The sequence below is a fragment of the Chlorogloeopsis sp. ULAP01 genome, from assembly GCF_030381805.1.
In the GTDB taxonomy this organism is placed as follows: domain Bacteria; phylum Cyanobacteriota; class Cyanobacteriia; order Cyanobacteriales; family Nostocaceae; genus Chlorogloeopsis.
Genome location: NZ_JAUDRH010000001.1, coordinates 39231 through 59392 on the forward strand (window position 1 = coordinate 39231; position 20162 = coordinate 59392).

The 20162-nt window shown below is 40.3% G+C and carries 19 protein-coding genes and 1 pseudogene; 6 read left to right on the forward strand and 14 right to left on the reverse strand.

Going from position 1 to position 20162, the window contains the following annotated elements:
* Nucleotides 1–17: 17 nt before the first annotated feature.
* Together gifA and ppk1 are read left to right on the forward strand one after the other, a co-directional pair.
* The gene (gifA, locus tag QUB80_RS00190) at nucleotides 18–218 is read left to right on the forward strand and encodes a glutamine synthetase inactivation factor IF7A (RefSeq protein ID WP_289787487.1); all 201 of its coding nucleotides are present in this window, start codon (nucleotides 18–20) and stop codon (nucleotides 216–218) included.
* 427 nt (nucleotides 219–645) lie between these two features.
* Nucleotides 646–2787 carry a polyphosphate kinase 1 gene (gene ppk1, locus QUB80_RS00195; RefSeq protein WP_289787488.1) on the forward strand — a complete coding sequence of 714 codons (2142 nt, stop codon included), beginning with the start codon at nucleotides 646–648 and terminating at the stop codon, nucleotides 2785–2787.
* Nucleotides 2788–2838: 51 nt separating this feature from the next.
* On the opposite strand, the gene QUB80_RS00200 is transcribed toward ppk1, so the two are convergent.
* From QUB80_RS00200 to QUB80_RS00210, 3 genes are all read right to left on the reverse strand, one after another.
* A complete protein-coding gene (locus QUB80_RS00200) occupies nucleotides 2839–3057 on the reverse strand; it encodes an acetyltransferase (protein ID WP_289787489.1) in 219 nt (72 codons plus the stop codon).
* A 157-nt stretch (nucleotides 3058–3214) separates the two neighbouring features.
* Nucleotides 3215–3526 carry a DUF3181 family protein gene (locus QUB80_RS00205; RefSeq protein ID WP_289787490.1) on the reverse strand — a complete coding sequence of 104 codons (312 nt, stop codon included), beginning with the start codon at nucleotides 3524–3526 and terminating at the stop codon, nucleotides 3215–3217.
* Nucleotides 3527–3641: 115 nt separating this feature from the next.
* The gene (locus QUB80_RS00210) at nucleotides 3642–3899 is read right to left on the reverse strand and encodes a 2TM domain-containing protein (protein WP_289787491.1); all 258 of its coding nucleotides are present in this window, start codon (nucleotides 3897–3899) and stop codon (nucleotides 3642–3644) included.
* 869 nt (nucleotides 3900–4768) lie between these two features.
* Between QUB80_RS00210 and QUB80_RS00215 the strand changes: the two genes are divergently transcribed.
* Together QUB80_RS00215 and QUB80_RS00220 are read left to right on the forward strand one after the other, a co-directional pair.
* A complete protein-coding gene (locus QUB80_RS00215; protein ID WP_289787492.1) occupies nucleotides 4769–5590 on the forward strand; it encodes a TIGR04222 domain-containing membrane protein in 822 nt (273 codons plus the stop codon).
* A 151-nt stretch (nucleotides 5591–5741) separates the two neighbouring features.
* Nucleotides 5742–6206 carry a hypothetical protein gene (locus tag QUB80_RS00220; RefSeq protein ID WP_289787493.1) on the forward strand — a complete coding sequence of 155 codons (465 nt, stop codon included), beginning with the start codon at nucleotides 5742–5744 and terminating at the stop codon, nucleotides 6204–6206.
* A gap of 158 nt (nucleotides 6207–6364) precedes the next feature.
* On the opposite strand, the gene QUB80_RS00225 is transcribed toward QUB80_RS00220, so the two are convergent.
* The 4 genes from QUB80_RS00225 to QUB80_RS00240 all read right to left on the reverse strand — a co-directional run bounded on the left by QUB80_RS00225 (nucleotide 6365) and on the right by QUB80_RS00240 (nucleotide 10584).
* On the reverse strand, nucleotides 6365–7582 hold the full coding sequence (locus QUB80_RS00225) for a M20 family metallopeptidase (protein ID WP_289787494.1): 1218 nt from the start codon (nucleotides 7580–7582) through the stop codon (nucleotides 6365–6367).
* Nucleotides 7583–7628: 46 nt separating this feature from the next.
* Nucleotides 7629–8318: a dethiobiotin synthase gene (gene bioD, locus QUB80_RS00230; protein WP_289787495.1), complete on the reverse strand. Its 690-nt coding sequence runs from the start codon at nucleotides 8316–8318 to the stop codon at nucleotides 7629–7631.
* 356 nt (nucleotides 8319–8674) lie between these two features.
* Nucleotides 8675–8812, reverse strand: coding sequence for a hypothetical protein (locus QUB80_RS00235; protein WP_289787496.1), 138 nt, complete (start codon nucleotides 8810–8812; stop codon nucleotides 8675–8677).
* A complete protein-coding gene (locus QUB80_RS00240; protein ID WP_289787497.1) occupies nucleotides 8809–10584 on the reverse strand; it encodes a protein kinase domain-containing protein in 1776 nt (591 codons plus the stop codon). The genes QUB80_RS00235 and QUB80_RS00240 overlap by 4 nt, the downstream gene beginning before the upstream one ends.
* 870 nt (nucleotides 10585–11454) lie before the next feature.
* Here QUB80_RS00240 and QUB80_RS00245 point away from each other — a divergent pair.
* The gene (locus QUB80_RS00245) at nucleotides 11455–12468 is read left to right on the forward strand and encodes a ribose-phosphate pyrophosphokinase (RefSeq protein ID WP_289787498.1); all 1014 of its coding nucleotides are present in this window, start codon (nucleotides 11455–11457) and stop codon (nucleotides 12466–12468) included.
* A gap of 106 nt (nucleotides 12469–12574) precedes the next feature.
* Here the strand turns inward: QUB80_RS00245 and QUB80_RS00250 are convergent, their stop codons facing one another.
* The 6 genes and pseudogenes from QUB80_RS00250 to QUB80_RS00275 form a co-directional block, all read right to left on the reverse strand.
* Nucleotides 12575–13147 carry an HD domain-containing protein gene (locus QUB80_RS00250; RefSeq protein WP_289787499.1) on the reverse strand — a complete coding sequence of 191 codons (573 nt, stop codon included), beginning with the start codon at nucleotides 13145–13147 and terminating at the stop codon, nucleotides 12575–12577.
* Between the two features lie 211 nt (nucleotides 13148–13358).
* Entirely contained in the window at nucleotides 13359–13679 is a 321-nt protein-coding gene (locus tag QUB80_RS00255) for a helix-turn-helix domain-containing transcriptional regulator (protein WP_289787500.1), read from the reverse strand.
* Nucleotides 13680–13683: 4 nt separating this feature from the next.
* A pseudogene (locus QUB80_RS00260) lies at nucleotides 13684–14011 on the reverse strand (type II toxin-antitoxin system RelE/ParE family toxin).
* 217 nt (nucleotides 14012–14228) lie between these two features.
* Entirely contained in the window at nucleotides 14229–14381 is a 153-nt protein-coding gene (locus tag QUB80_RS00265; RefSeq protein WP_289787501.1) for a PIN domain-containing protein, read from the reverse strand.
* 10 nt (nucleotides 14382–14391) lie between these two features.
* On the reverse strand, nucleotides 14392–14646 hold the full coding sequence (locus QUB80_RS00270) for a hypothetical protein (RefSeq protein WP_289787502.1): 255 nt from the start codon (nucleotides 14644–14646) through the stop codon (nucleotides 14392–14394).
* A 184-nt stretch (nucleotides 14647–14830) separates the two neighbouring features.
* Nucleotides 14831–15976, reverse strand: coding sequence for a serine/threonine protein kinase (locus tag QUB80_RS00275; protein WP_289787503.1), 1146 nt, complete (start codon nucleotides 15974–15976; stop codon nucleotides 14831–14833).
* 436 nt (nucleotides 15977–16412) lie between these two features.
* On the opposite strand from QUB80_RS00275, the gene typA reads away from it, so the two are divergent.
* Nucleotides 16413–18203: a translational GTPase TypA gene (gene typA / locus QUB80_RS00280; RefSeq protein WP_289787504.1), complete on the forward strand. Its 1791-nt coding sequence runs from the start codon at nucleotides 16413–16415 to the stop codon at nucleotides 18201–18203.
* 236 nt (nucleotides 18204–18439) lie between these two features.
* Here the strand turns inward: typA and QUB80_RS00285 are convergent, their stop codons facing one another.
* A complete protein-coding gene (locus tag QUB80_RS00285) occupies nucleotides 18440–19867 on the reverse strand; it encodes a cation:proton antiporter (protein WP_289787505.1) in 1428 nt (475 codons plus the stop codon).
* Between the last annotated feature and the right edge of the window lie 295 nt (nucleotides 19868–20162).

Consider the following 20162-nt stretch of genomic DNA (forward strand, 5'->3'; position numbering starts at 1 on the left):
TATAGGAAAAATTTAGTATGTCTACTCAACAGAAGGCTCGTGCCTTAATGCAGCGTCATTATCAACAGGTCAAGCATCGTCAACAATCAATGCTTGGACGTACAGGACAAGAACTTGGTATGCCTGCTGAAATAGCTAACTACTGGAATCCTATTCAAGGAAAGCTAAGTCCTATGGCAAGGGTGCTTTATGATCGCAATCATGTGACCTTTAGCTAAAATATTTGATGAGTTTAGAGACTCAATACCTGAAACTCCCATCTAGAGAACTTCTAGGTGGGTATTTTAATGAGATTCAAATTATTTAAACTACTGTTAACCTAATGTTTAATATTCTTTAATTACAAAATAATGATATTGGAGAGATAGTAAAAAAGAATCGTTATTTTATTTAAATGTGCTGCTTATAATCCGCCTATCAGGATAGTTGCCAAAACAAAAATTTATAACGAACTTACTTCAGTAATTTATCTTTATAAAAATAAGATGAAAAAAGTTGTTGTAATTTCTTTAATTACTAGTTACTGTTTAGCTATTTATAAATTCTACCAGATTAACAATATTTATTATTAAAAGCTTGAAATGAATCTAATTTAGTTAACTACTGCCTCAATTTTTGTTTAATAGTAATTAATTCACAAATTTTATGACAAAGACCAAAGATATTAACAAAGTAATCAATCTCAGTGACTCTCAATATTACTTGAATAGAGAACTGAGCTGGCTAGAATTTAATCGACGAGTATTGCACGAAGCACTAGATGTGCGCACACCATTACTAGAAAGACTAAAATTTAGTGCCATATTTAGTTCCAATCTAGATGAATTTTTTATGGTGAGGGTGGCACTGCTCAAAGAACAAGTTAATGCACAACTGAGTCAGCGCAGCCCAGATGGGCGTACACCACAACAACAACTAGAAGCGATCGCTCAACAACTCCGCCCGATGGTAATTGAACAGCATCGCCACTTTCAGCAAGTGCTATGCCCGGAGTTGGCAGCAAATGGCATCCACATTCTCAATTACAGCGATATCACCACTCAAGAACGTAGTTATCTCAAACAAATATTTCAACAAAAAATTTTTCCAGTTCTGACTCCCCTAGCAGTAGATCCGAGCCATCCATTTCCTCTCATGGCAAATCTGAGTCTGAATTTAGCAGTCGTAGTCCAACAGCCAAATACCAAAGAAGAAAAATTTGCCAGAGTCAAAGTACCTAATATTTTACCTCGATTTATATCCCTACCCCATAAATCACCAACAGACAACAACAAACCAAACCACTGGAGTGGCGTACCAATAGAACAGGCGATCGCTCATAACTTAGAAGCCTTATTTCCAGGGATGATCATCAAGGAATATCACCTGTTTCGACTCACCCGTGATGCAGATCTAGAAGTGGCAGAACAAGAAGCGGATGACTTACTCTTAGCAATTCAGCAAGAGTTGCGCAAACGCCACTTTGGCGGTTCAGTCGTGCGCTTAGAAATTCAACCATCAATGCCACAATCAGTGCGACAGATGCTAATGGCAGAAATGGAATTGAGCGAGTTTGATGTATATGAAATTGAAGGACTTTTGAATTTAAAAGATTTGATGTCATTAATGGCGCTGCTATTACCTGAGTTGAAAGATCCACCTTTCTCACCAGTTATACCACTCCGTCTGCGTCACTTTCATCAACCAAGCAAAATTGCCAATTTAGATGACGAAGAAAAAAGCATATTCTCAGTGATTGAGCAAAAAGATTTGCTGGTACATCATCCTTACGAATCCTTTAGCGCCTCTGTAGAAGAATTTATTGCTCAAGCCGCCCGCGATCCAGATGTACTGGCAATCAAAATGACACTATACCGCACTTCTGGCGATTCTGAAATTGTTCATTCTCTGATTGCCGCAGCCGAAAGTGGTAAGCAAGTAGCTGTACTTGTAGAGTTAAAAGCCCGTTTTGATGAAGAAAATAATATTACTTGGGCGCAGAAGCTCGAAAAATCTGGTATTCATGTGATCTATGGTTTGGTAGGACTAAAGACTCACACTAAGACTGCGCTAGTAGTGCGTAGACAAGGAGAGAATATTCGTCGTTATGTCCACATTGGTACTGGTAACTACAATTCTAAAACAGCAAAATTATACACAGACTTAGGGCTGTTGAGTTGTCGAGAAGAGTTAGGTGCAGATTTAACTGATTTATTCAATTATTTGACGGGCTATTCTTGTCAAAGTTCTTATCGCAAGCTGCTAGTTTCTCCTGTCAATATGCGCGATCGCATTATTGCCCTGATTGAAAGAGAAATCGAACACTGTAAAAATGGTCATAAGGGACATATTATTGCCAAGATGAATTCTTTGGTTGACCCTCAAATTATTGCTACTCTTTACCAAGCATCTCAAGCTGGGGTAGAAATTGACTTGATTGTGAGGGGTATCTGTTGTTTGCGTCCTCAGGTACCACAAGTTAGTGAAAATATTAAAGTAATTAGTATTGTTGGTCGTTTCTTAGAACATTCCCGGATTTTTTACTTCCACAATCATGGCAAAAATGAAGTGTTCATTGGTAGTGCCGATTGGATGCCTCGCAATTTAGATCGAAGAGTTGAAGCTGTTACTCCAGTTGAAGAGCCTGAGATTGTTCAAGATTTACAAAATATTTTACACCTCTTGCTTGAAGATAATCGCCATGCTTGGGAACTTCAATCTGATAGTTCCTATATCCAACGTCGTCCCAATAAAGATGAGCCTGAACGCTCTGCTCAGGCTTTGTTTATGAAAATGACACAGCAATAACTAGCATTTACTCCAGGCAAGAAAACTAATCGCTAGTATCTAGTCAAATTTCTAAGAGGCTTTCGCGTTTCTGTAGTTTGCATCTACCCAACAACGGGGTAGATTTTCACCAGAAGGAAAAACAAGGCTTTCTTTTTGATAAGATTCTGGAGATTGTTCTTCTTGCCCTCTTTGTTCTTGGGCTTGAATACTTTCTACAGTGGGATCAATTAATTCCTGAACATTGACAATTTTCACTAATTCGCCACTGTCTTTGATTTGCAGTAACATCTAGCTTATCTCCATAATTTTACAGACGTGTCAAAATAAAAAAATAAAAATCAGCCATCTTTAACTGTCATTCTCAACGACTGTGAGAATGACAATGAGATGCTGTTCTCATGCTCCAAAGAAGGAGTGGAATAAAGATAGCTAACTTCAGGGAAAATTATATTTCGCGCTGATACTTCTCTAATATGTCTACTAAATTAACCTGACATTGCAGAGGTAATAAATCAATCAGAGGAAGTTCTTTCCTACCACCGCCTAGCTTGACTGGAATAGATTCTAGTACTTGGATAACATCTTCTTCATCTATTGGCTTACTACCAGTAATTAAGGCGTACATTTGTTCTGCAACAACTGTATGCATCTTGGCATCCGATAAATAAAGATGCCATTTGGCAATGTCTATATAAATGTTTTCGCCTATTTCGGCTGCTAAGTTTTCCAGTAGTTCTGAGGTGTTAGTTTTGGCCATAGTAATACCCTGATTAACTGGAATCAGTTTCTATTCTGATGAGAATTATCGCTTAAGTAATTGAGTTGACTCTACCGTCGCAAGTTACAATCTTTTAAATTCGATTGCTCAGTCTTCAGGTGGATTTCGGTGGTGTCTGTGAGTAGTTAGCGATCGCAGCAATGTAAATTAGATGTGCCAACAGTATTACCAACCAGACTGTTGTCAGCCAAGGTAGCCACTCCCAAGTGGCTTTGAGGAAGTTATGAAAAAACCATAAGCCAGAGTTCGATGCCGCAAATATTGCCACATGGACAGCAAAATTCATTCGGTCATCTAGTTTACGGTAAGCGGGATCATTGCGATCGGGTTGACGGGGCCAACGAGGAGGCATATATATTTGTTACAGAATTTCATCAATTTACTTTCTGACTTATTTTAAGGTTTTTTGTGTATTGTCGTATTCTGACTGACAAAAAACAGAAGCTTGGATAAATTGCATAAAAATAACCGCTCTGGGGTAAGTATAAAGTAGGCGTTGCCGAGCGGCGTATAGAAGAGGACAGAAACAGGTGAGATGGGGAGACATCTCTAAGGCTGTGAAAATTATTATTAATAATTAGTATTTAGGTAGCTTTGTAAAAAACACTAGTTTTGAACTTTGTACTATTCCAGACTGATATTTTAATGTCGGAAGAAAAGGCAAATAAAAAAAATTAATAGGGAAAAGTTTTTTGATTCAAAAATTACTGTAGATTAATTTTAGTACAAATAAAAACTCGATTCCACTATCTTATTAATACATTTTTGTATCTATTTTTATAAATTTATGAACAAGTTTAGTATTGGTTTTAAATTTTTCATGAAGACAAATCATTTCTACCCTTTGGTAAGTATCTTTAGCCGCCAGTAACGGATAATCAATACCAAGAGGCTAAAATTTGTAATCAATATATCCATTTCCTAATTCCACTTATACGATTAAAAGTACCAGAACAGTCCAACTTATCTACCTGAATAAAAATTTATACATTAATGCAATGACAAGGAATATAAATTCTACAACTGGATAATCGTAATCAGGAGTAGCACTAATGAATCACAAGCAAGGTCAGTTCTTTGATCAAATGCAGATATCTTGTGTCTATTTAATATACATTTTGTAGATTTAAATACTCAGTAAAGTCTTAGAAAGTCTTGCTAAGGCAAGATTGTATTGAAATACTACGACTTCTTATCTTGTTTCTTGCCAACAGTATAGTTATGGTTTCTAACTCACTGATGTTAACATTTAATTATTTAAATTTATATATTTTTATTTTGTTAGCCGCTGCTGCAAATATAATTGCTTACATTTTGCGTACTCATCTGCGAAAAACTCATAATAGTTCCGAGCATGAATTCCCTTCTCTTAGTGCCTACGAAATTGCTTATCTAGCCGGTGGTCAACAGCGAGCAATAGATACTGCAATCGTAGGCTTAGTACAGCATGGGTATTTACAAGCGTATCCAGAAACACGAGCCTTAAAACTGAAAGCTACTTTACCTAAAGATTGCTTTGCCCTAGAAACAGAGATATCACATCTGGTTAGATTCAATGGTAGCATCAGTCAAATTACAACATCCGTTACCCATGCTACATTTCCAATCTATAAACGCTTGATTAACCTTGGTCTATTGATATCTATAGAGCAAGCAAAAAGCTTACAGTTTTTGTCTGTGCTACCAATATTTGTCCTGATAATTGTGGGCATGGGTATGATTATTTTAGATCTTTATCAAGGAAGACCAGTTAGTTTGTTGGTGTTGCTGTGTATGATTGCTATTACCATTGGTTTTAGCTTTCTATCTATACCCATACATCGAAGTTTAGAAGGCGATCGCATTCTCAAAAACCTTCGTACTACTAACTCTTTTACCAACACAGAAGATGATTCTCAATTGATGGCATTTGCCCTTTTTGGTGCAGGAGTTTTAGCCAATAGTCCTCTAAATGATTTGCGACAAGTATTAGTGTCTCGTTTTAGTTTTGATAACAGACCATATTTGCTGCAATGTTTGAGTTATGCTGCTGCTTTATTTTGAGATGCTAGAGTCAACAGTCTTAAATAACTGAAACTGATATGAGTAATTTTTAGTGTGTAGTTAAACAAAACTGATAGATACTCAGTCAATGCTCTTTACGGTAAATACAAATGTTAGGATCTTCTAGTAGCTGCTGTAGTCCTTGCTGTTAATGAATAAATCATTGGATGAAGCCCTTTCTATTGACATTGCCGCTCGTATAAAAAGTAAAGCTAAAAAACCGTTTGACAATGCTTATAAAGCAGCATTAGCGACGGAGGGAGCTATTTACGTCCAAGGGTTTTTGGCTAGCAAAGGTGTACCATACCAACCTGTTGAACATAGTTGGATTGAAGTAGGCGATCGCATTGTCGATCCAACACTACCGCACCTTCGCAAAAATACAGAGGAAATTTGGTATTTTCCGGCACAACACTTAACGGTAAAGCAACTGAAAGCGATTATTGAAGAATCTAAGGAAGATTATCCAGAAGATGATCCTCTGCCAGTATATGGTGAAGCACCATATGAATATTACGGTGATGTGATGTTAGGTGGTAAAGATTACTTAAAAGCTTATCAAGAAGCTGAGGCTAAATGTTTGGAGCTGAATCGAAAAATGGCTGAGAATAATTAGAACTCACACCAAGTATTAAAAAACTTCACCTCTTTCCTCTTTTACTGTTCATGAGAGAAGTATTTAGTAGGAAAGGGTGAGGTAAATTTCAATTTAGAAGCTCAAAAAGATAGTGTTTAACACACTCCTTACAGAAAGTGCGCCAGTTCTGTCTTTTTTCAACTCAAAAACTTCTCTACACATCGAACAAACATTTCTACACCCATCGCCAAAACAGTCTCATCAAAATCAAAGCGGGGATGATGATGGGGATACGCCAAGTTTTTCGCTGGGTTAGCAGAACCAAGAAAGAAATAGCAACCAGGTACCTCTTGCAAGAAGTAGGACATATCTTCCCCACCCATCGTTTGACACTCTGGCACAATACCCACGGGAGTTTCTACTACTTCTTGGGCTATTGATCGCACCAATTCTGCCATACCCGCGTCATTAATTGTAGCTGGGTAAAGTTCACAGTATTTAAAGTCATAATTTGCACCATAACTTTGACAAATACCAGCAATAATCTGCTCGACTCTCTGCCGGAAAAAGCCTTCCAAAGAAGGATTAAAATACCGAACAGTACCTTTCATGACTGCTGTATCAGCAATCACATTATGTGTGGTACCAGCATGGAGTGCGCCAACAGTTACCACTGCCGAATCAATCGGGTTGACATTACGAGCAACAATAGTTTGTAAAGCAGCAACTATTTGGGCAGCAACTACAACAGAATCTACAGTTTGATGAGGTATTGCTCCATGTCCACCTTTACCAAAAATTGTGCAATCGAATAACTCTACAGCTGCCATTAATGCACCCGCACGCACACCTACCGTTCCCAAAGGCAGATTATTCCACAGATGCAAACCAATAATCGCATCAACATCGGGGTTTTTGAGTGCGCCAGCTTCAATCATTGGCTTTGCGCCTCCCGGCCCTTCTTCGGCTGGTTGGAAGATAATTTTTACAGTGCCAGGAAAATCTTCACGATGTTGTTGGAGATAATAAGCTGTACCAAGAGCGATCGCTGTATGCCCATCATGTCCACAAGCGTGCATTACTCCATCATGCTGGGAACGATACGGTACTTCGTTGAGTTCTTGAATTGGTAAAGCATCCATGTCTGCCCGAATTGCTAGAACTCTCTCTAAGCCAGGCTCTCTCCCTTTGATTGTGGCAACAATACCAGTTTTGGCAATACCAGTCTGATGCTCAATGCCCCATTCTTGCAATTTTTGGGAGACAAACTCAGCAGTCAGGTTTTCTTGAAAACTCAGTTCCGGTTTTTGGTGAAATCGTCGTCGCCACTCCACAAGTAACGGTTGCAATGAGCGAATCGAGAGTCGCACGCGAGATAAATCAACACTAGTTGAGTTGGGAAATGTCGAAACCATTGCTCACATTTTTAAATTACTGTTTGGGTATTTTCATTGTGACTCGTCAAACTTTAGTAAAAGGTAACAAGCGTTCTAGATCCAAATTTGATGCTAATTCTGCAAGTTTATTTAAATCTGTGGGATTTTCTAAATAAGGTAAGCAGCCTAAAACAGGAATATTTGTTAAAGATTGAATTAAATCTGCTGATGCCCAGTCAGTGATTTCAGTATCAGTACGTGGTTGTACGCAGTTAAGAACAATTCCCACTAGTTGCACTCGTGTTAATCTCGCTAATGCCACATTTGCCACGGCTTGAGCGATCGCACCCAATCTGACTGGTACTACCAAGACTGTGAGTAAGCGCCATTCACCTGCTAAATCCGCTACTGTCAATTCATCTGTTACAGGTGAACCTAATCCTCCCAGCGCTTCTACGAGAACAAAATCTCGGTGTTGGCGCAAAGTAGTCAAAGCTTGCCAAACAACGGCTAAATCTATTTGACGATTCTCTTTGGCTGCGGCAATGGGAGGTGCTAAGGGTGCTTGAAAGTATAAAGGCGTAATTTCTTCCGGAGATTGTTCCAGAGAAAAAAGCTTTTGGTACCATTCGCGATCGCCAATTCCCGATTGCAGTGGTTTCATGATTCCTAAGCTGCGGGCAGAGCAATATTTTTGCCAGTAAGCTGCTAATGCTGTTGTCAAAACAGTTTTGCCAGCTTCTGTATCTGTTCCGGTAATTAGTAATGCGTTCAATAGTAGTAGTTAATGGTTAATGGTTAGTGGTTAGTAGGAGAGGCAGCGCGTTGCGGAGCCAGTGCGCCCTTGCGGAGCCAGTGCGCCCTAGCGGGTTAAGCGCGTTGTAGCACCTGGCGTCGGGTTCCCCCGGTTGTAGCGACTGCCGTGCGGGTTTTGCTGATTATCTTTGGGTTGAAACAGATAATTTATCTTCTAAACCCGCCCTTACAGTAGTTATTAGGTTGATGGCTAATAGCAATGAATAATTAACAATTAGCAATTAACTACTAACCAATGTAATACATCGTTTGCACACAAATCACCTGAAAATAGGGGACAGGTGACAGGTGACAGTGAACAGATAAGGGAAACTGTCAACTGATAAAAACTTTTGCTTTCCCTTCTGCCACGCCAGTCGCACTCGACGCGCTTAACCCGCTAGGGCGCTTACGCTCCTCTGCCATCTGCCTTATCCAAAGAATTGATGACTGACATCCAACGCCCTTTTTCATACTTGATTGTGTCCGAAGTTAGCAGGGTTTAGGTTGCCCGTGGAGCTTGTGTCATTATCAGAAGGGTTGTTTTGATTTGGCTCAGGAAATATTGGCGTCGTTGTGGGAAGATCTGTGGGGATTTGAATTGGAGTTTCTATAGGGTTTTGTGTAGGAACTTCTGTCGGAACTTGTGTAGGAGTTTCTGTGGGAATTGGAGAAGGAATTTGGGTAGGAACTTCTGTGGGAGTTTGTATAGGTGTTGGTTCGATTGGGTTTTCTAATTTGGCATTGAGGCTATAATCGCTCTCGGCAATTCCTTCGCTTAAATTTAATTCAATAGTGTAAGTATCAGTAAGTGGTAATCTTCCTTGATAAAAAGTGACTGCTTTAGCACTGTTGTCAAGTGGCTCCCCATTTGAACTTGAGACTGTAAGCAAAACACCGCTTTCTTGTGCTAACAGGACAGTTAGTAGCTGATCCTTTTGACCCCTAAAAGTATATCGGACAATCTCATTAGCTTTAATTGTATCGTCAACCTTGAATGTGTTAGATGCATCAAAGTTGAGGCGTTTGATTTTGATGATAGGTGTTGCAGGTGGTGCAGTAGTAGGAAGTTCTGTGGGTGTTTCTGTGGGTGTTTCTGTGGGTGTGGGTGATTCTGTTGCGCCACCAGTCACAACTGGTGAAGGGAAAGTTTGTGGTGGTGCCTCTGGTGCTGGTGATTGACTACGCAGAGAACGTACTAATGCCCAAGAGCCGAAACCTGCCAGAATAATTACAGCGATGCCAATTGCTGCGATCGCTAACGGATTATCTAAAACCGATCTAGTATTAGGCTCTGGAATTACGCGAGCAGATTTATTGGGTGTTGGTGATGATACTAGATCGGGACGGCGACTGATAGGAACTGTTTGGACGTTAGATAATAGTGGAAGTTGGACTGGTAGTGTTGCTTGCTCTGGGGATTCTAAAGCTTGTAATACTTCTGTTGCACTTTGAAAGCGATCGCCCGGCCTGTAACTCAACATCCGATTTAAAATTTGGGTAAATCGCGGATTTACTCTCACCCATTGTTGCCAATTCCAAGTCAGTTGATTTTCATCAAATAATTCCTGGGGTTCCTTACCAGTCAGCAAAACTATCGCTGTAACTGCCAGTGCATACAAATCACTACTGGGATATGCTTGCCCCGTTTGCATTTGTTCGCTGGGAGAGTAACCTAATTTTCCTACATAAGTTGCCGACGACGAATTAGGAGATTGGAATCGCGTTGCTAGTTCTTTAACTACCCCAAAGTCAATCAAAACAGGCTTATTGTCAAGCTCTCGCAAAATAATATTATCTGGTGAGATATCTCGGTGAATAATGCCTTGATGGTGAATATAATCTAATACTGGTAATAGCGAGCACAACAATTGCCAGACTTCTTGTTCTGTGAATGCACCTGTGGAGATTTTGCGTTCTTCTAACAAATCGCGATAAGTTTTCCCGGCAACATAGTCTTGCACTAAAAATAAGCGCTGCTCTTGTTCAAACCTTTCTCGGAATTGCGGTACTTGTGGATGTTGTATTTGATATAAAGTTGTCGCCTCTCGTAGGAAAAGTTCTTGTGCCTTCTGCCAAGCCACAGGATCTGTAGTGTTAGGAATCAATTCTTTGATGGCACAAAGTTCATTAAAACGCCTTTGATCTTCTGCCAGATAAGTTCTACCAAACCCCCCTTGACCGAGAATTTGAATTAGCCGATAACGATTTTGCAGAACAGTGCCAACTGAAATTGGTGGTTGCATCTTTTAATTAATTGAGTGTAATAGCATTACTCGGAGGAATTCACCCACAAACAATACTTCTAGCAGCATATGGTCAATTGCCATACTAGTGGATAGTAAGAGCAGTCTTTACAGACTTAGACCATTCTATTTTCACACTCTTTCCTCGGTACCGAGAAGTAAAAAAACATGAAATATCAACTTGTTTGAGAATTATACACATTCTCAACTAATTACCATAGACATACCAGACTCAAAGTAGCATCAGCTTTTTGACGGCAACTTATATATCCAGGTTCCAACAAAAATCTGCTTCTTTGCTAGCCAAGGAAATAGATCGCTACCGTTTCGTACTCTCACCTCAAGCAAAGCTGATTAAGTAGGTGGACATAATTAAATGTAAAGTGTCATCTTCTAGACAGCAGGCGAAACCAATCTTTTACCTTCTGCCCTCTGCCTTCTTGTCTGATGGAAAAATAGAAAGCAAGTCTGCTAAAGTATTATTCTGTCACTAGTATTATCAAATATTCAGCTACTGCTGATTAATTGCTTCATTGGTTTTTACTTTCACGAGTTGTCAACTTGAATATCACTGAAAAATCAAAATTGTCTGTTTCCTGTTATAAATTACTTGCCCATAGGCAAGTAATCAAGCAACCCACTCAGTATAGGTATTTTGTCTGAACGCAAAAATATCAACTATAAGTGTAGTTAACGATTTCAATCCCAGTTAAACTATTACGAGTGTATTTGCTACAGAAACAAGAAAATAAGGAAGTTGTAGTTTCATGGAGGTATGTTTAAAGTTTTTATGAAAGCTTCAACAAAACTCACAAAGCTTATTTAGGGCCATTTCTCTTAAATATCTAAATATCTGATGATAAGATTGCCATGAATGCACATCGAGGAACTGCTGTGCTCAGTACTGCAACTTTCAAACTGCCAGCTGCAACAGGAGTAACTGAAAATAACCGCTTGCGGCTTTTCTCCGGCTCTGCCAATTTATCGCTGTCTCAAGAAGTAGCTCGTTACCTGGGCATGGACTTGGGGCCAATGATCCGCAAGCGATTTGCGGATGGGGAACTTTATATTCAAATCCAGGAATCCATTCGAGGTTGTGATGTCTATTTAATCCAGCCTTGCTGTCAACCCGTGAACGATCATTTAATGGAGTTACTAATTATGATTGATGCCTGTCGTCGAGCGTCAGCCCGACAGGTAACAGCAGTAATTCCTTATTATGGTTATGCTCGTGCTGATCGCAAAACGGCAGGAAGGGAATCAATAACTGCCAAACTAGTTGCTAACCTCATTACCCAAGCAGGTGCCAACAGAATTCTGGCAATGGATTTGCATTCAGCGCAAATACAAGGATATTTCGATATACCCCTAGATCATGTATATGGTTCGCCAGTAATACTAGATTATTTAGTAAGTAAGCAATTGTCTGACATTGTGGTTGTCTCGCCAGATGTTGGCGGTGTAGCACGAGCCAGAGCATTTGCGAAAAAACTTAATGATGCTCCCTTAGCGATTATTGATAAACGCCGTCAGGCTCACAACGTCGCTGAAGTCTTGAATGTCATCGGTGATGTCAAAGGTAAAACTGCGGTGCTAGTAGATGACATGATTGACACTGGAGGCACAATTTCTGAAGGAGCAAGATTGTTGCGTGAAGAAGGAGCGCGTCAGGTATATGCCTGCGCTACCCATGCAGTATTCTCTCCTCCTGCCGTGGAGCGGTTATCAAGCGGCTTATTTGAGGAAGTAATTGTCACTAATACAATTCCGCTCAAAGAAAGCGATCGCTTCCCGCAATTACAGGTGCTTTCGGTGGCTAACCTTTTAGGGGAAACAATCTGGCGGATTCATGAAGATAGCTCTGTAAGTAGTATGTTCCGCTAAACCCAAAAAATACTGTCATCACCACTACTTTTATGCACAATGTCGCAGGCTATTTTTGCCTGCGCAACCAAATTATTTATTTGCAGATGCACCTGTCTAACCAAATTTAAGAATACAAAGAAGTCAACACTTCTAGTTCTGCTACTACCTGTTCTAATTCGTCAAAAAGCGGATTAGATCCTATTTTTTGGAAGGCAATTACTAAAGCTCGATAATACCAAAGTGTACCTTCTTTGCCTCCTTGAAAGCGCTGCCAAACCGATTCGCCTAAAACGCGGTAATCTCGAAGAATAGATTGGGCATTATAGAGTTTATCTGCTGCACTCACGATTAGTACCGAAGGTGAAGCGCTAGCAAGGTGGGCAATATATTTTTCTTTGCGCTCTCGCCAAGGCGGTTTGGGCATAGAATCAGCATCAGTACAGCCATCTACAATTGCAGTGACATTATCTCCAAAGCGACGGCGAATTTCTTCCCGTGTGGTAGCGCCGCCCTGATCTTCTATGGCATCATGCAAAAGTGCTGCTATGGCTTCATCTTCATTCGCTCCGTATTCTAGAGCGATACTGGCAACACCTAACAAGTGAGCGATGTAGGGAACTCCCGAACCTTTGCGAACTTGGTTCGCGTGGAGTTGCGTGGCGTAGGTAAGGGCTTCGGTAAAGCGTTGTGAGAGCATTTTTGAGATTAAGTTATGACTGTACACGCTGGTGATTGGGTATTTTGATTGCAGCCTTGGAAGCTCCCTTTTCCAATGTGCTCCTTTATTTTTTTCTTTGTTGACAAAAAAATTTTACCAGCGATTCGTCATTACTAAACAGTAATTTCTGATTCATCGGCAAGATCTATACTGCTTTCATTTACTTTTTCTGCAACAGCCACAGTCAGTTTCAATCCCAAAGCATTGAGCCAGGTTCCCAGATAATAACAGTCAGTTTCAATCCCAAAGCATTGAGCCAGGTTCCCAGATAATAAATTGCTTCACTCCCGCGCTGAGATAAAATTTCTTTGAGTTTTTCTTGATGATATTTAGCCTGCTCTGGTGTCATCCTGCCTTCAGTGAGAGCCTCAGCTACATTATTTAGTGCCATTTGGAGTAATTCCGGCTCAGGATCTTCTTCTTCTAAAATAGCCTCAATATATAAAGCAGCATGACTGGGATCTTTGAGATGTGAAATTAAGTAGGGATGGTAGCTATCACTTGTTGCCATTTTCTTAACTCCTATAATCTTGCCAGTATTGTATAGCTGTACGAATATCTTGATTTTGAGTACTTTTATCTCCACCACATAATAGAAGCACAATAGTTGAACCTATTTGTCCAAAATACACCCGGTAACCAGAACCATATTTGATTCTTAATTCACAGACTCCTTCTCCCACTGAGCGATAATCTCCAAGATTGCCTAGTTTAACTCTCTCCAGTCTTGCCTCAATCTTAGCTTGAGCTTTAGAATCCCGAAGTGAATCAAACCATTCCGCGAAAGGAACTTTGCCAATCAGATGTGATGTAGCGTTGAATTTCTCTTGGTTGTGCTTCCATGATTTTGCTTGTAAAAGCGATCGCATTTGGGGATGAGTGCGATCGCTAGCTCAACAATAGTTTTGTCTTGGCTATGGTAGCCTCAAACAATATTGTCCAGTCATTTAGGTTCGCCAGTTATCCAGTCTTAAAGGGTAACCCAATGCTTGTATACGACTATAGTAAGCCAAATTACCAGCTACCAAGGTTAAATTACGTTGTAAAGCTATAGCAGCAATCATTGAACTTTATCTTCTCGTTGACGCTTGTGCCAACCTTGGACAACTTCCATAACTGTGATTACCGAAGTTGTATAGCAGCCAAAAACTGCGCGATAAGCAGTAGCTTTAACTATAACTTGTTGATTTATACCTTTGAAAATTTTAGACAAAATGTCTGTGTCAAGTAATGCCTTGTTCAATTTTTTGATTGAATGAGTAGGAAGCCCGATTTTTTATAGCTTCTTCAATGATCTCATCTACTAACTCAGGCTCATCTGCAAATAGTCCTACCCAAGGATCTTGTGTCATTTTTGTCGCTGCTAAAAGTTTGATTACTTCTGTAATAAGTTCTGGTAATGTACATCGGCGAGACTTTGCCAACTGTTCAGCAAGCTCAAGGGTTTGGGTGTCAAGTTGAACTTCTATTTTTCGCACGCTATCTCACCTTTTTATGTCATTTTAACGTAACTTTTAATTACTCTTGTTTGTGCCTGCATGACTTGATTATAGATGTATAATTCTCATTGATTGATAGCCATTGCTCACACTTTCTCTTTAGAACTGAGTATTTGTATATGAGTTGATAGGATTTTATATTCTGTCAGAATACTACTCTGTTCTAATCTACTCTTTTAAGAGACCAGGAGTAAGAGCCTTTTTTATCTTTTCCTGTTCCATATAATTGCCTACAATCCGATGATAATTTCCCTTGATTTTCTCCCAACCGCCAGTAACCAGAAATTATCCTAATTTCTTGTATTTTTACTGCATTGTTTTTGTAGTTAATAGTGCCGTTAATAGCAACTTTTGCTGTACCATTCCACCAATGTTCATGGATTAAAATTCCATCAAACGAATTCTCAGACTGGTGAGTGATAGAGAGAGTAGCTTTGCCACTACCAAACTCACCATGCCAAGTTCCCACTATTTGTGGGATACAAGAACAAAAATCATGATTATATTGAAGTAATCTCAACCACTCCTTTATGGACTGGGGGCGATTTTCTGGCTTTATTTCCATCCCTTTAAGAATTGCTTGATTAACTCGCTCAGTAATATTAGAATTAATATCCTTTGCTTGTATCATTGGTGTAGCAATTGCTCTGAGTGGAGCCGTTATTGGTAATTCTCTAGTTAATAGAAAGTACAGCGTTGCTGCTAAAGCATAAATATCAGTATAAGCACCCCTTCTTCCCCTTCTGTCATACTGCTCAATGGGTGCATAACCATCAGTTAAAATTTGTGTATGCGTCTGAGTTAAATTTTGGCTGAACTCACGTGCAATGCCAAAATCAATTAATACAGCTTCCAACTTACCAGAACGCACCATAATATTGTGTGGCTTAATATCCCTATGCAGTAAGCCGTTATTGTGAACTATAGTTAGTGCTTCTCCAATTTGTTGAATATAATTTAATGCTTTTGCTTCAGATAAAACGCCTTGATTTTCAACCAGATTGTATAAATCTTCTCCATCGATATATTCCATTACCATGCACCATAGTTCCCTCTCTTGAATTAGTTCATGAATTTGGACAATATGAGGGTGAGTGCATTTAGCTAATTTTATCGCTTCATTCAAAAAATCTTGCTGAAATTTAGCAAAGTCAGGACGACATTGCAAATTGTCATTTAGAGTTTTAATAACAACATAGCGTCCATTATTATCTCTAGCGCGATAGGTAATACCAAAGCCACCTTCGCCTAGTTCTTTTTCAATTATGTACTTGCTATCCTGTAACTTATGTCCAGCTGCCCAAGTCATTGCTCATTAATCAATATTTTTTGCGTTAATTTTGGCACAAGATATATAAATTAAAACTAGGGTATGTACTGATGCAATAATAGCGGACATAGACAAAAGCCCATTCACAATCAAGAGTTATGTTCTGACAAACTGTTTTTATCTAAATCTATATAAATGTAATTAAATTGACTCTTTACCAAAAAATGCTAGAGTTATTGCGGAATGAATCTCTCTCAGCCCAACATTCATTCCGGACTTACTAAACTCTTGACGTTTACTTGAATGGAAGCCCCTGCGTGGATATTTCCGGCGTTTTGAAGTTTTCCTAAGTCAATTTACATTAAGATAGAATTGTTAAGGCTTATTTACAGAATTTGCAGTTCCCCCCAAATTCTGTTAGAGCAGTTCACCACTATATATAAAATCCCCACTAGAGTACTGGAACGCGCTTATTATGACGCTCCCAATCCGTAACGTCGCTATTATCGCCCACGTAGATCACGGCAAAACAACCCTCGTTGATGCTCTCCTCAAACAATCCGGCATTTTCCGTGAAGGGGAAGACGTTCCGGATTGCGTTATGGACTCCAACGCCCTTGAACGGGAGCGGGGAATTACTATTCTTTCTAAAAATACAGCAGTTAAATATAAAGAGACGCTGATCAATATAGTCGATACTCCTGGACACGCTGACTTTGGCGGCGAAGTAGAACGGGTACTTGGCATGGTAGATGGTTGCATCCTCATTGTTGATGCCAATGAAGGTCCTATGCCCCAAACTCGGTTCGTGTTAAAAAAGGCACTGGAAAAAGGATTGCGCCCTATTGTTGTAGTCAACAAAATCGATCGCCCGCAAGCAGATCCCTACGGTGCAATAGACAAAGTATTAGACTTATTCCTCGAACTCGGCGCTGATGAAGATCAATGTGATTTCCCCTATTTGTTCGCCTCCGGGTTGTCAGGCTATGCCAAAGTAGACTTGGATGATGAACCCAAGGATATGCAGCCATTATTTGATGCGATTTTGCGTCATGTACCGCCACCAGTGGGCGATCCTAATAAACCACTGCAATTGCAAGTTACAACCCTAGACTATTCTGAATATCTGGGGCGGATTGTGATTGGCAGAATTCACAATGGCATCATCCGCATGGGACAACAAGCGGCTTTAGTGACAGAAAAAGGTGACATTGTCAAAGCCAAAATTACCAAGTTAATGGGCTTTGAAGGCTTGAAGCGCGTGGATATGGAAGAAGCTTCTGCCGGTTATATTGTAGCTGTAGCTGGTTTCGCTGATGCAAATATTGGTGAAACAATTACCGATCCAAATGAACCTCAAGCTTTACCACTAATTAAAGTGGATGAACCAACATTGCAAATGACCTTTTGGGTGAATGATTCGCCCTTTGCCGGTCAAGAAGGTAAATTGGTAACATCCAGACAAGTGCGCGATCGCCTCTTGCGCGAGCTAGAAACCAACGTAGCTTTGCGTGTAGAAGAAACCGACTCCCCAGACAAATTCCTAGTTTCCGGTCGTGGCGAACTACACTTAGGTATTTTAATCGAAACTATGCGCCGGGAGGGCTACGAATTCCAAGTATCCCAGCCTCAAGTGATTTACCGAGAAGTTAACGGACAACCCTGCGAACCTTATGAACTTCTAGTGTTAGACATACCCGAAGAAGCCGTTGGCAGTTGTATCGAACGCTTGGGACAACGTCGCGGCGAAATGCAAGATATGCAAGTCGGTGGTAACGGACGTACCCAGTTAGAATTTGTTATCCCCGCCCGTGGATTAATTGGTTTCCGAGGTGAATTCATGCGGATGACACGTGGCGAAGGTATCATGAACCACAGCTTCCTAGATTACCGTCCAATCACAGGTGACATTGAGGCTCGTAATAAAGGCGTTTTAATCGCCTTTGAAGAGGGTGTTTCCACCTTCTACGCCATGAAGAATGCCGAAGATAGAGGTGTATTCTTTATCACTCCAGGTACTAAGGTCTACAAAGGCATGATTGTCGGCGAACACAATCGCCCCCAAGACTTGGAATTAAATGTCTGCAAAACCAAGCAGCTTACCAATCACCGTGCAGCTAGTGGTGACGAATTAGTACAGTTACAAGCACCAGTAGAAATGAGCTTAGAGCGTGCTTTGGAATACATCGGCCCTGATGAATTGGTGGAAGTAACTCCCCAGTCTATTCGTCTGCGGAAGATGGCGAAGAAGTTAGCAAAACGGTAAGTAAGGCGAAATAGCAAATAATTGACTCAGAAAGCTCGCAAATGTGGGCTTTTTGATTTTTGAGTTACATCAAAACCCCACAGGCTGGAAGCTTGTGGCTAAAAGAACAAAGCCTGCGAAGGCAGGCTAGAATTCTTGCGAGTAAATTCGATATTTTACGAATTTGCTGATAGTGTCTTCGCTAGTTCCACGCCATATAGCTGATCGCATTATTCCGTGGCAGATTTAGAACACAATCATGTAAATACCATCCAGAACAGCAAAATCAACATCAGACTCATAAAACCGATGAGATGCTCAAACTGTTCAAGCATACGTGGCAGACTAAGTAATGAGCGTTGAAAAATTAAAAAATACGCTAACCAACCAACACCAATGATTGCGACTGCTTTTGTGATGTTTGCCATCGTATATGCCTGGTAATATAACCCACTTGTGACAATCAGCGCAGCAATTAATAGTATTATCGGTTGCCAGAAACCGGAACGTACTATTTCTCTCCCCCCATGCGGCAGAAATATGAATTTGGCATACACTACTGCTGTACCTACCGCCCCAACATTCATGGCGATCGCTTGCCAGGATAGTACATTCTTCAGTGTTAACATCTTCGCTCCAAAGCCAATCAATATGGGAAAGCCGGAAATTGAGAGGCTAGCTATAACCAGGGCAACCCAGAGTGCAGTATTGATTGGTGTATTTCGCAATTCCTTGAAGTCTCGGCTGGGTAAGTTTCCCGCGATCATGAACAGTGCCGATTTTGCCAATCCATGCGCCAACGCATAAAAACCTCCCGCGATTGGTGCAGCCAGAATCCAGCCTAGTTGTGAAACTGTACTCAAGGCTAGTGTCCGCTTGGTATCTTTTTCCAAGACAGCATAGATTACTCCCAAATACACTGTCCCAACTGCAAATATCCTAACGATAGGATCAATCTCTTCCACAATCAAAGCACAGCGCACCAAGGGAAAAACGCCAGTTTTAACCACGATTCCCGATAGTAAAGCTGACACTGGCGTATCTGATTCAGAATGGGTCAATGGTAACCATAATCCTGATACAAAAATTCCGCCTTTTGTCAAGAGTCCCAAAAAGATGAGAGCAATCGCTTCAGTCGGTGCTTTGTGCAAACCTGCAAACGCAAAAGAATGGTTCACTTGGTAGACCAACACTGCACCTACCAAATAAAATAGCATTGCCGTGTTACTGATAAACAGATAACGTAAGGCAACCCAAATGGAGCGATCAGTTCTAGGATAGGCAATCAACAGAAATGCGGCAATACTAATCACCTCTAGCGCCACATATAAGCTGATGAAATCTGCACAGACAAAAGCGGCATTAACGCTACCATGTAAAATGGCAGTCTGCATATAAAAGAAAGCCGTCTTATCGGTGTGCCAACAATAGAGAATGACAGCAGCCGTTACTAGCGCATTTGTCAATATAAAGTAGCCGCTCAACTGATCGATGACTAATGTGACACCAAAACTATCTAGTAATGTTAGTGTTAGTGATGACTGGTTGAAAAGTAGCTGTAACGCATATCCAGTAGAAACTAGACTTATTCCCAGTGCTAGGTATTTGGCAAGTTTTGGAAACAGATAAATGAGGAATCCAAAAAAAAATGGTAGTCCAATCCAGGCGATTGTAATAGTATTCATGGTGTGAGGTTTTTTTCAAGAGCAAACCTAAAAATCCGCACAATCAATATTGTTGCGAATACGCACGCTACCAACATGGTAACTGCCTGTTGGCTAAGTATTGGTTACTTAAGTGTGAAGCAGAAGTGAAAGTTGCTACCAATAAGTATTTTCGCTTATTTCTGCATCTGTTTCTTGTAGCTTGTATCTCAATTTTCAATGGCAAAGTATTGATGTAACTCTATACCAAATTAAAATATCGAGGATAAGAATATATGAACCTAATCTTGCTATGGAATCGGCTGATAAGAGTGCG

Excerpts from the sequence above, each read along its gene's own strand:
- gifA (WP_289787487.1), top strand. The coding sequence starts at position 18 with ATGTCTACTCAACAGAAGGCTCGTGCCTTAATGCAGCGTCATTATCAA.
- ppk1 (WP_289787488.1), top strand. The coding sequence starts at position 646 with ATGACAAAGACCAAAGATATTAACAAAGTAATCAATCTCAGTGACTCT.
- QUB80_RS00200 (WP_289787489.1), bottom strand. The coding sequence starts at position 3,057 with ATGTTACTGCAAATCAAAGACAGTGGCGAATTAGTGAAAATTGTCAAT.
- QUB80_RS00205 (WP_289787490.1), bottom strand. The coding sequence starts at position 3,526 with ATGGCCAAAACTAACACCTCAGAACTACTGGAAAACTTAGCAGCCGAA.
- QUB80_RS00210 (WP_289787491.1), bottom strand. The coding sequence starts at position 3,899 with ATGCCTCCTCGTTGGCCCCGTCAACCCGATCGCAATGATCCCGCTTAC.
- QUB80_RS00215 (WP_289787492.1), top strand. The coding sequence starts at position 4,769 with ATGGTTTCTAACTCACTGATGTTAACATTTAATTATTTAAATTTATAT.
- QUB80_RS00220 (WP_289787493.1), top strand. The coding sequence starts at position 5,742 with ATGAATAAATCATTGGATGAAGCCCTTTCTATTGACATTGCCGCTCGT.
- QUB80_RS00225 (WP_289787494.1), bottom strand. The coding sequence starts at position 7,582 with ATGGTTTCGACATTTCCCAACTCAACTAGTGTTGATTTATCTCGCGTG.
- QUB80_RS00235 (WP_289787496.1), bottom strand. The coding sequence starts at position 8,812 with ATGAAAAAGGGCGTTGGATGTCAGTCATCAATTCTTTGGATAAGGCAG.
- QUB80_RS00240 (WP_289787497.1), bottom strand. The coding sequence starts at position 10,584 with ATGCAACCACCAATTTCAGTTGGCACTGTTCTGCAAAATCGTTATCGG.
- QUB80_RS00245 (WP_289787498.1), top strand. The coding sequence starts at position 11,455 with ATGAATGCACATCGAGGAACTGCTGTGCTCAGTACTGCAACTTTCAAA.
- QUB80_RS00250 (WP_289787499.1), bottom strand. The coding sequence starts at position 13,147 with ATGCTCTCACAACGCTTTACCGAAGCCCTTACCTACGCCACGCAACTC.
- QUB80_RS00255 (WP_289787500.1), bottom strand. The coding sequence starts at position 13,679 with ATGGCAACAAGTGATAGCTACCATCCCTACTTAATTTCACATCTCAAA.
- QUB80_RS00275 (WP_289787503.1), bottom strand. The coding sequence starts at position 15,976 with ATGACTTGGGCAGCTGGACATAAGTTACAGGATAGCAAGTACATAATT.
- typA (WP_289787504.1), top strand. The coding sequence starts at position 16,413 with ATGACGCTCCCAATCCGTAACGTCGCTATTATCGCCCACGTAGATCAC.
- QUB80_RS00285 (WP_289787505.1), bottom strand. The coding sequence starts at position 19,867 with ATGAATACTATTACAATCGCCTGGATTGGACTACCATTTTTTTTTGGA.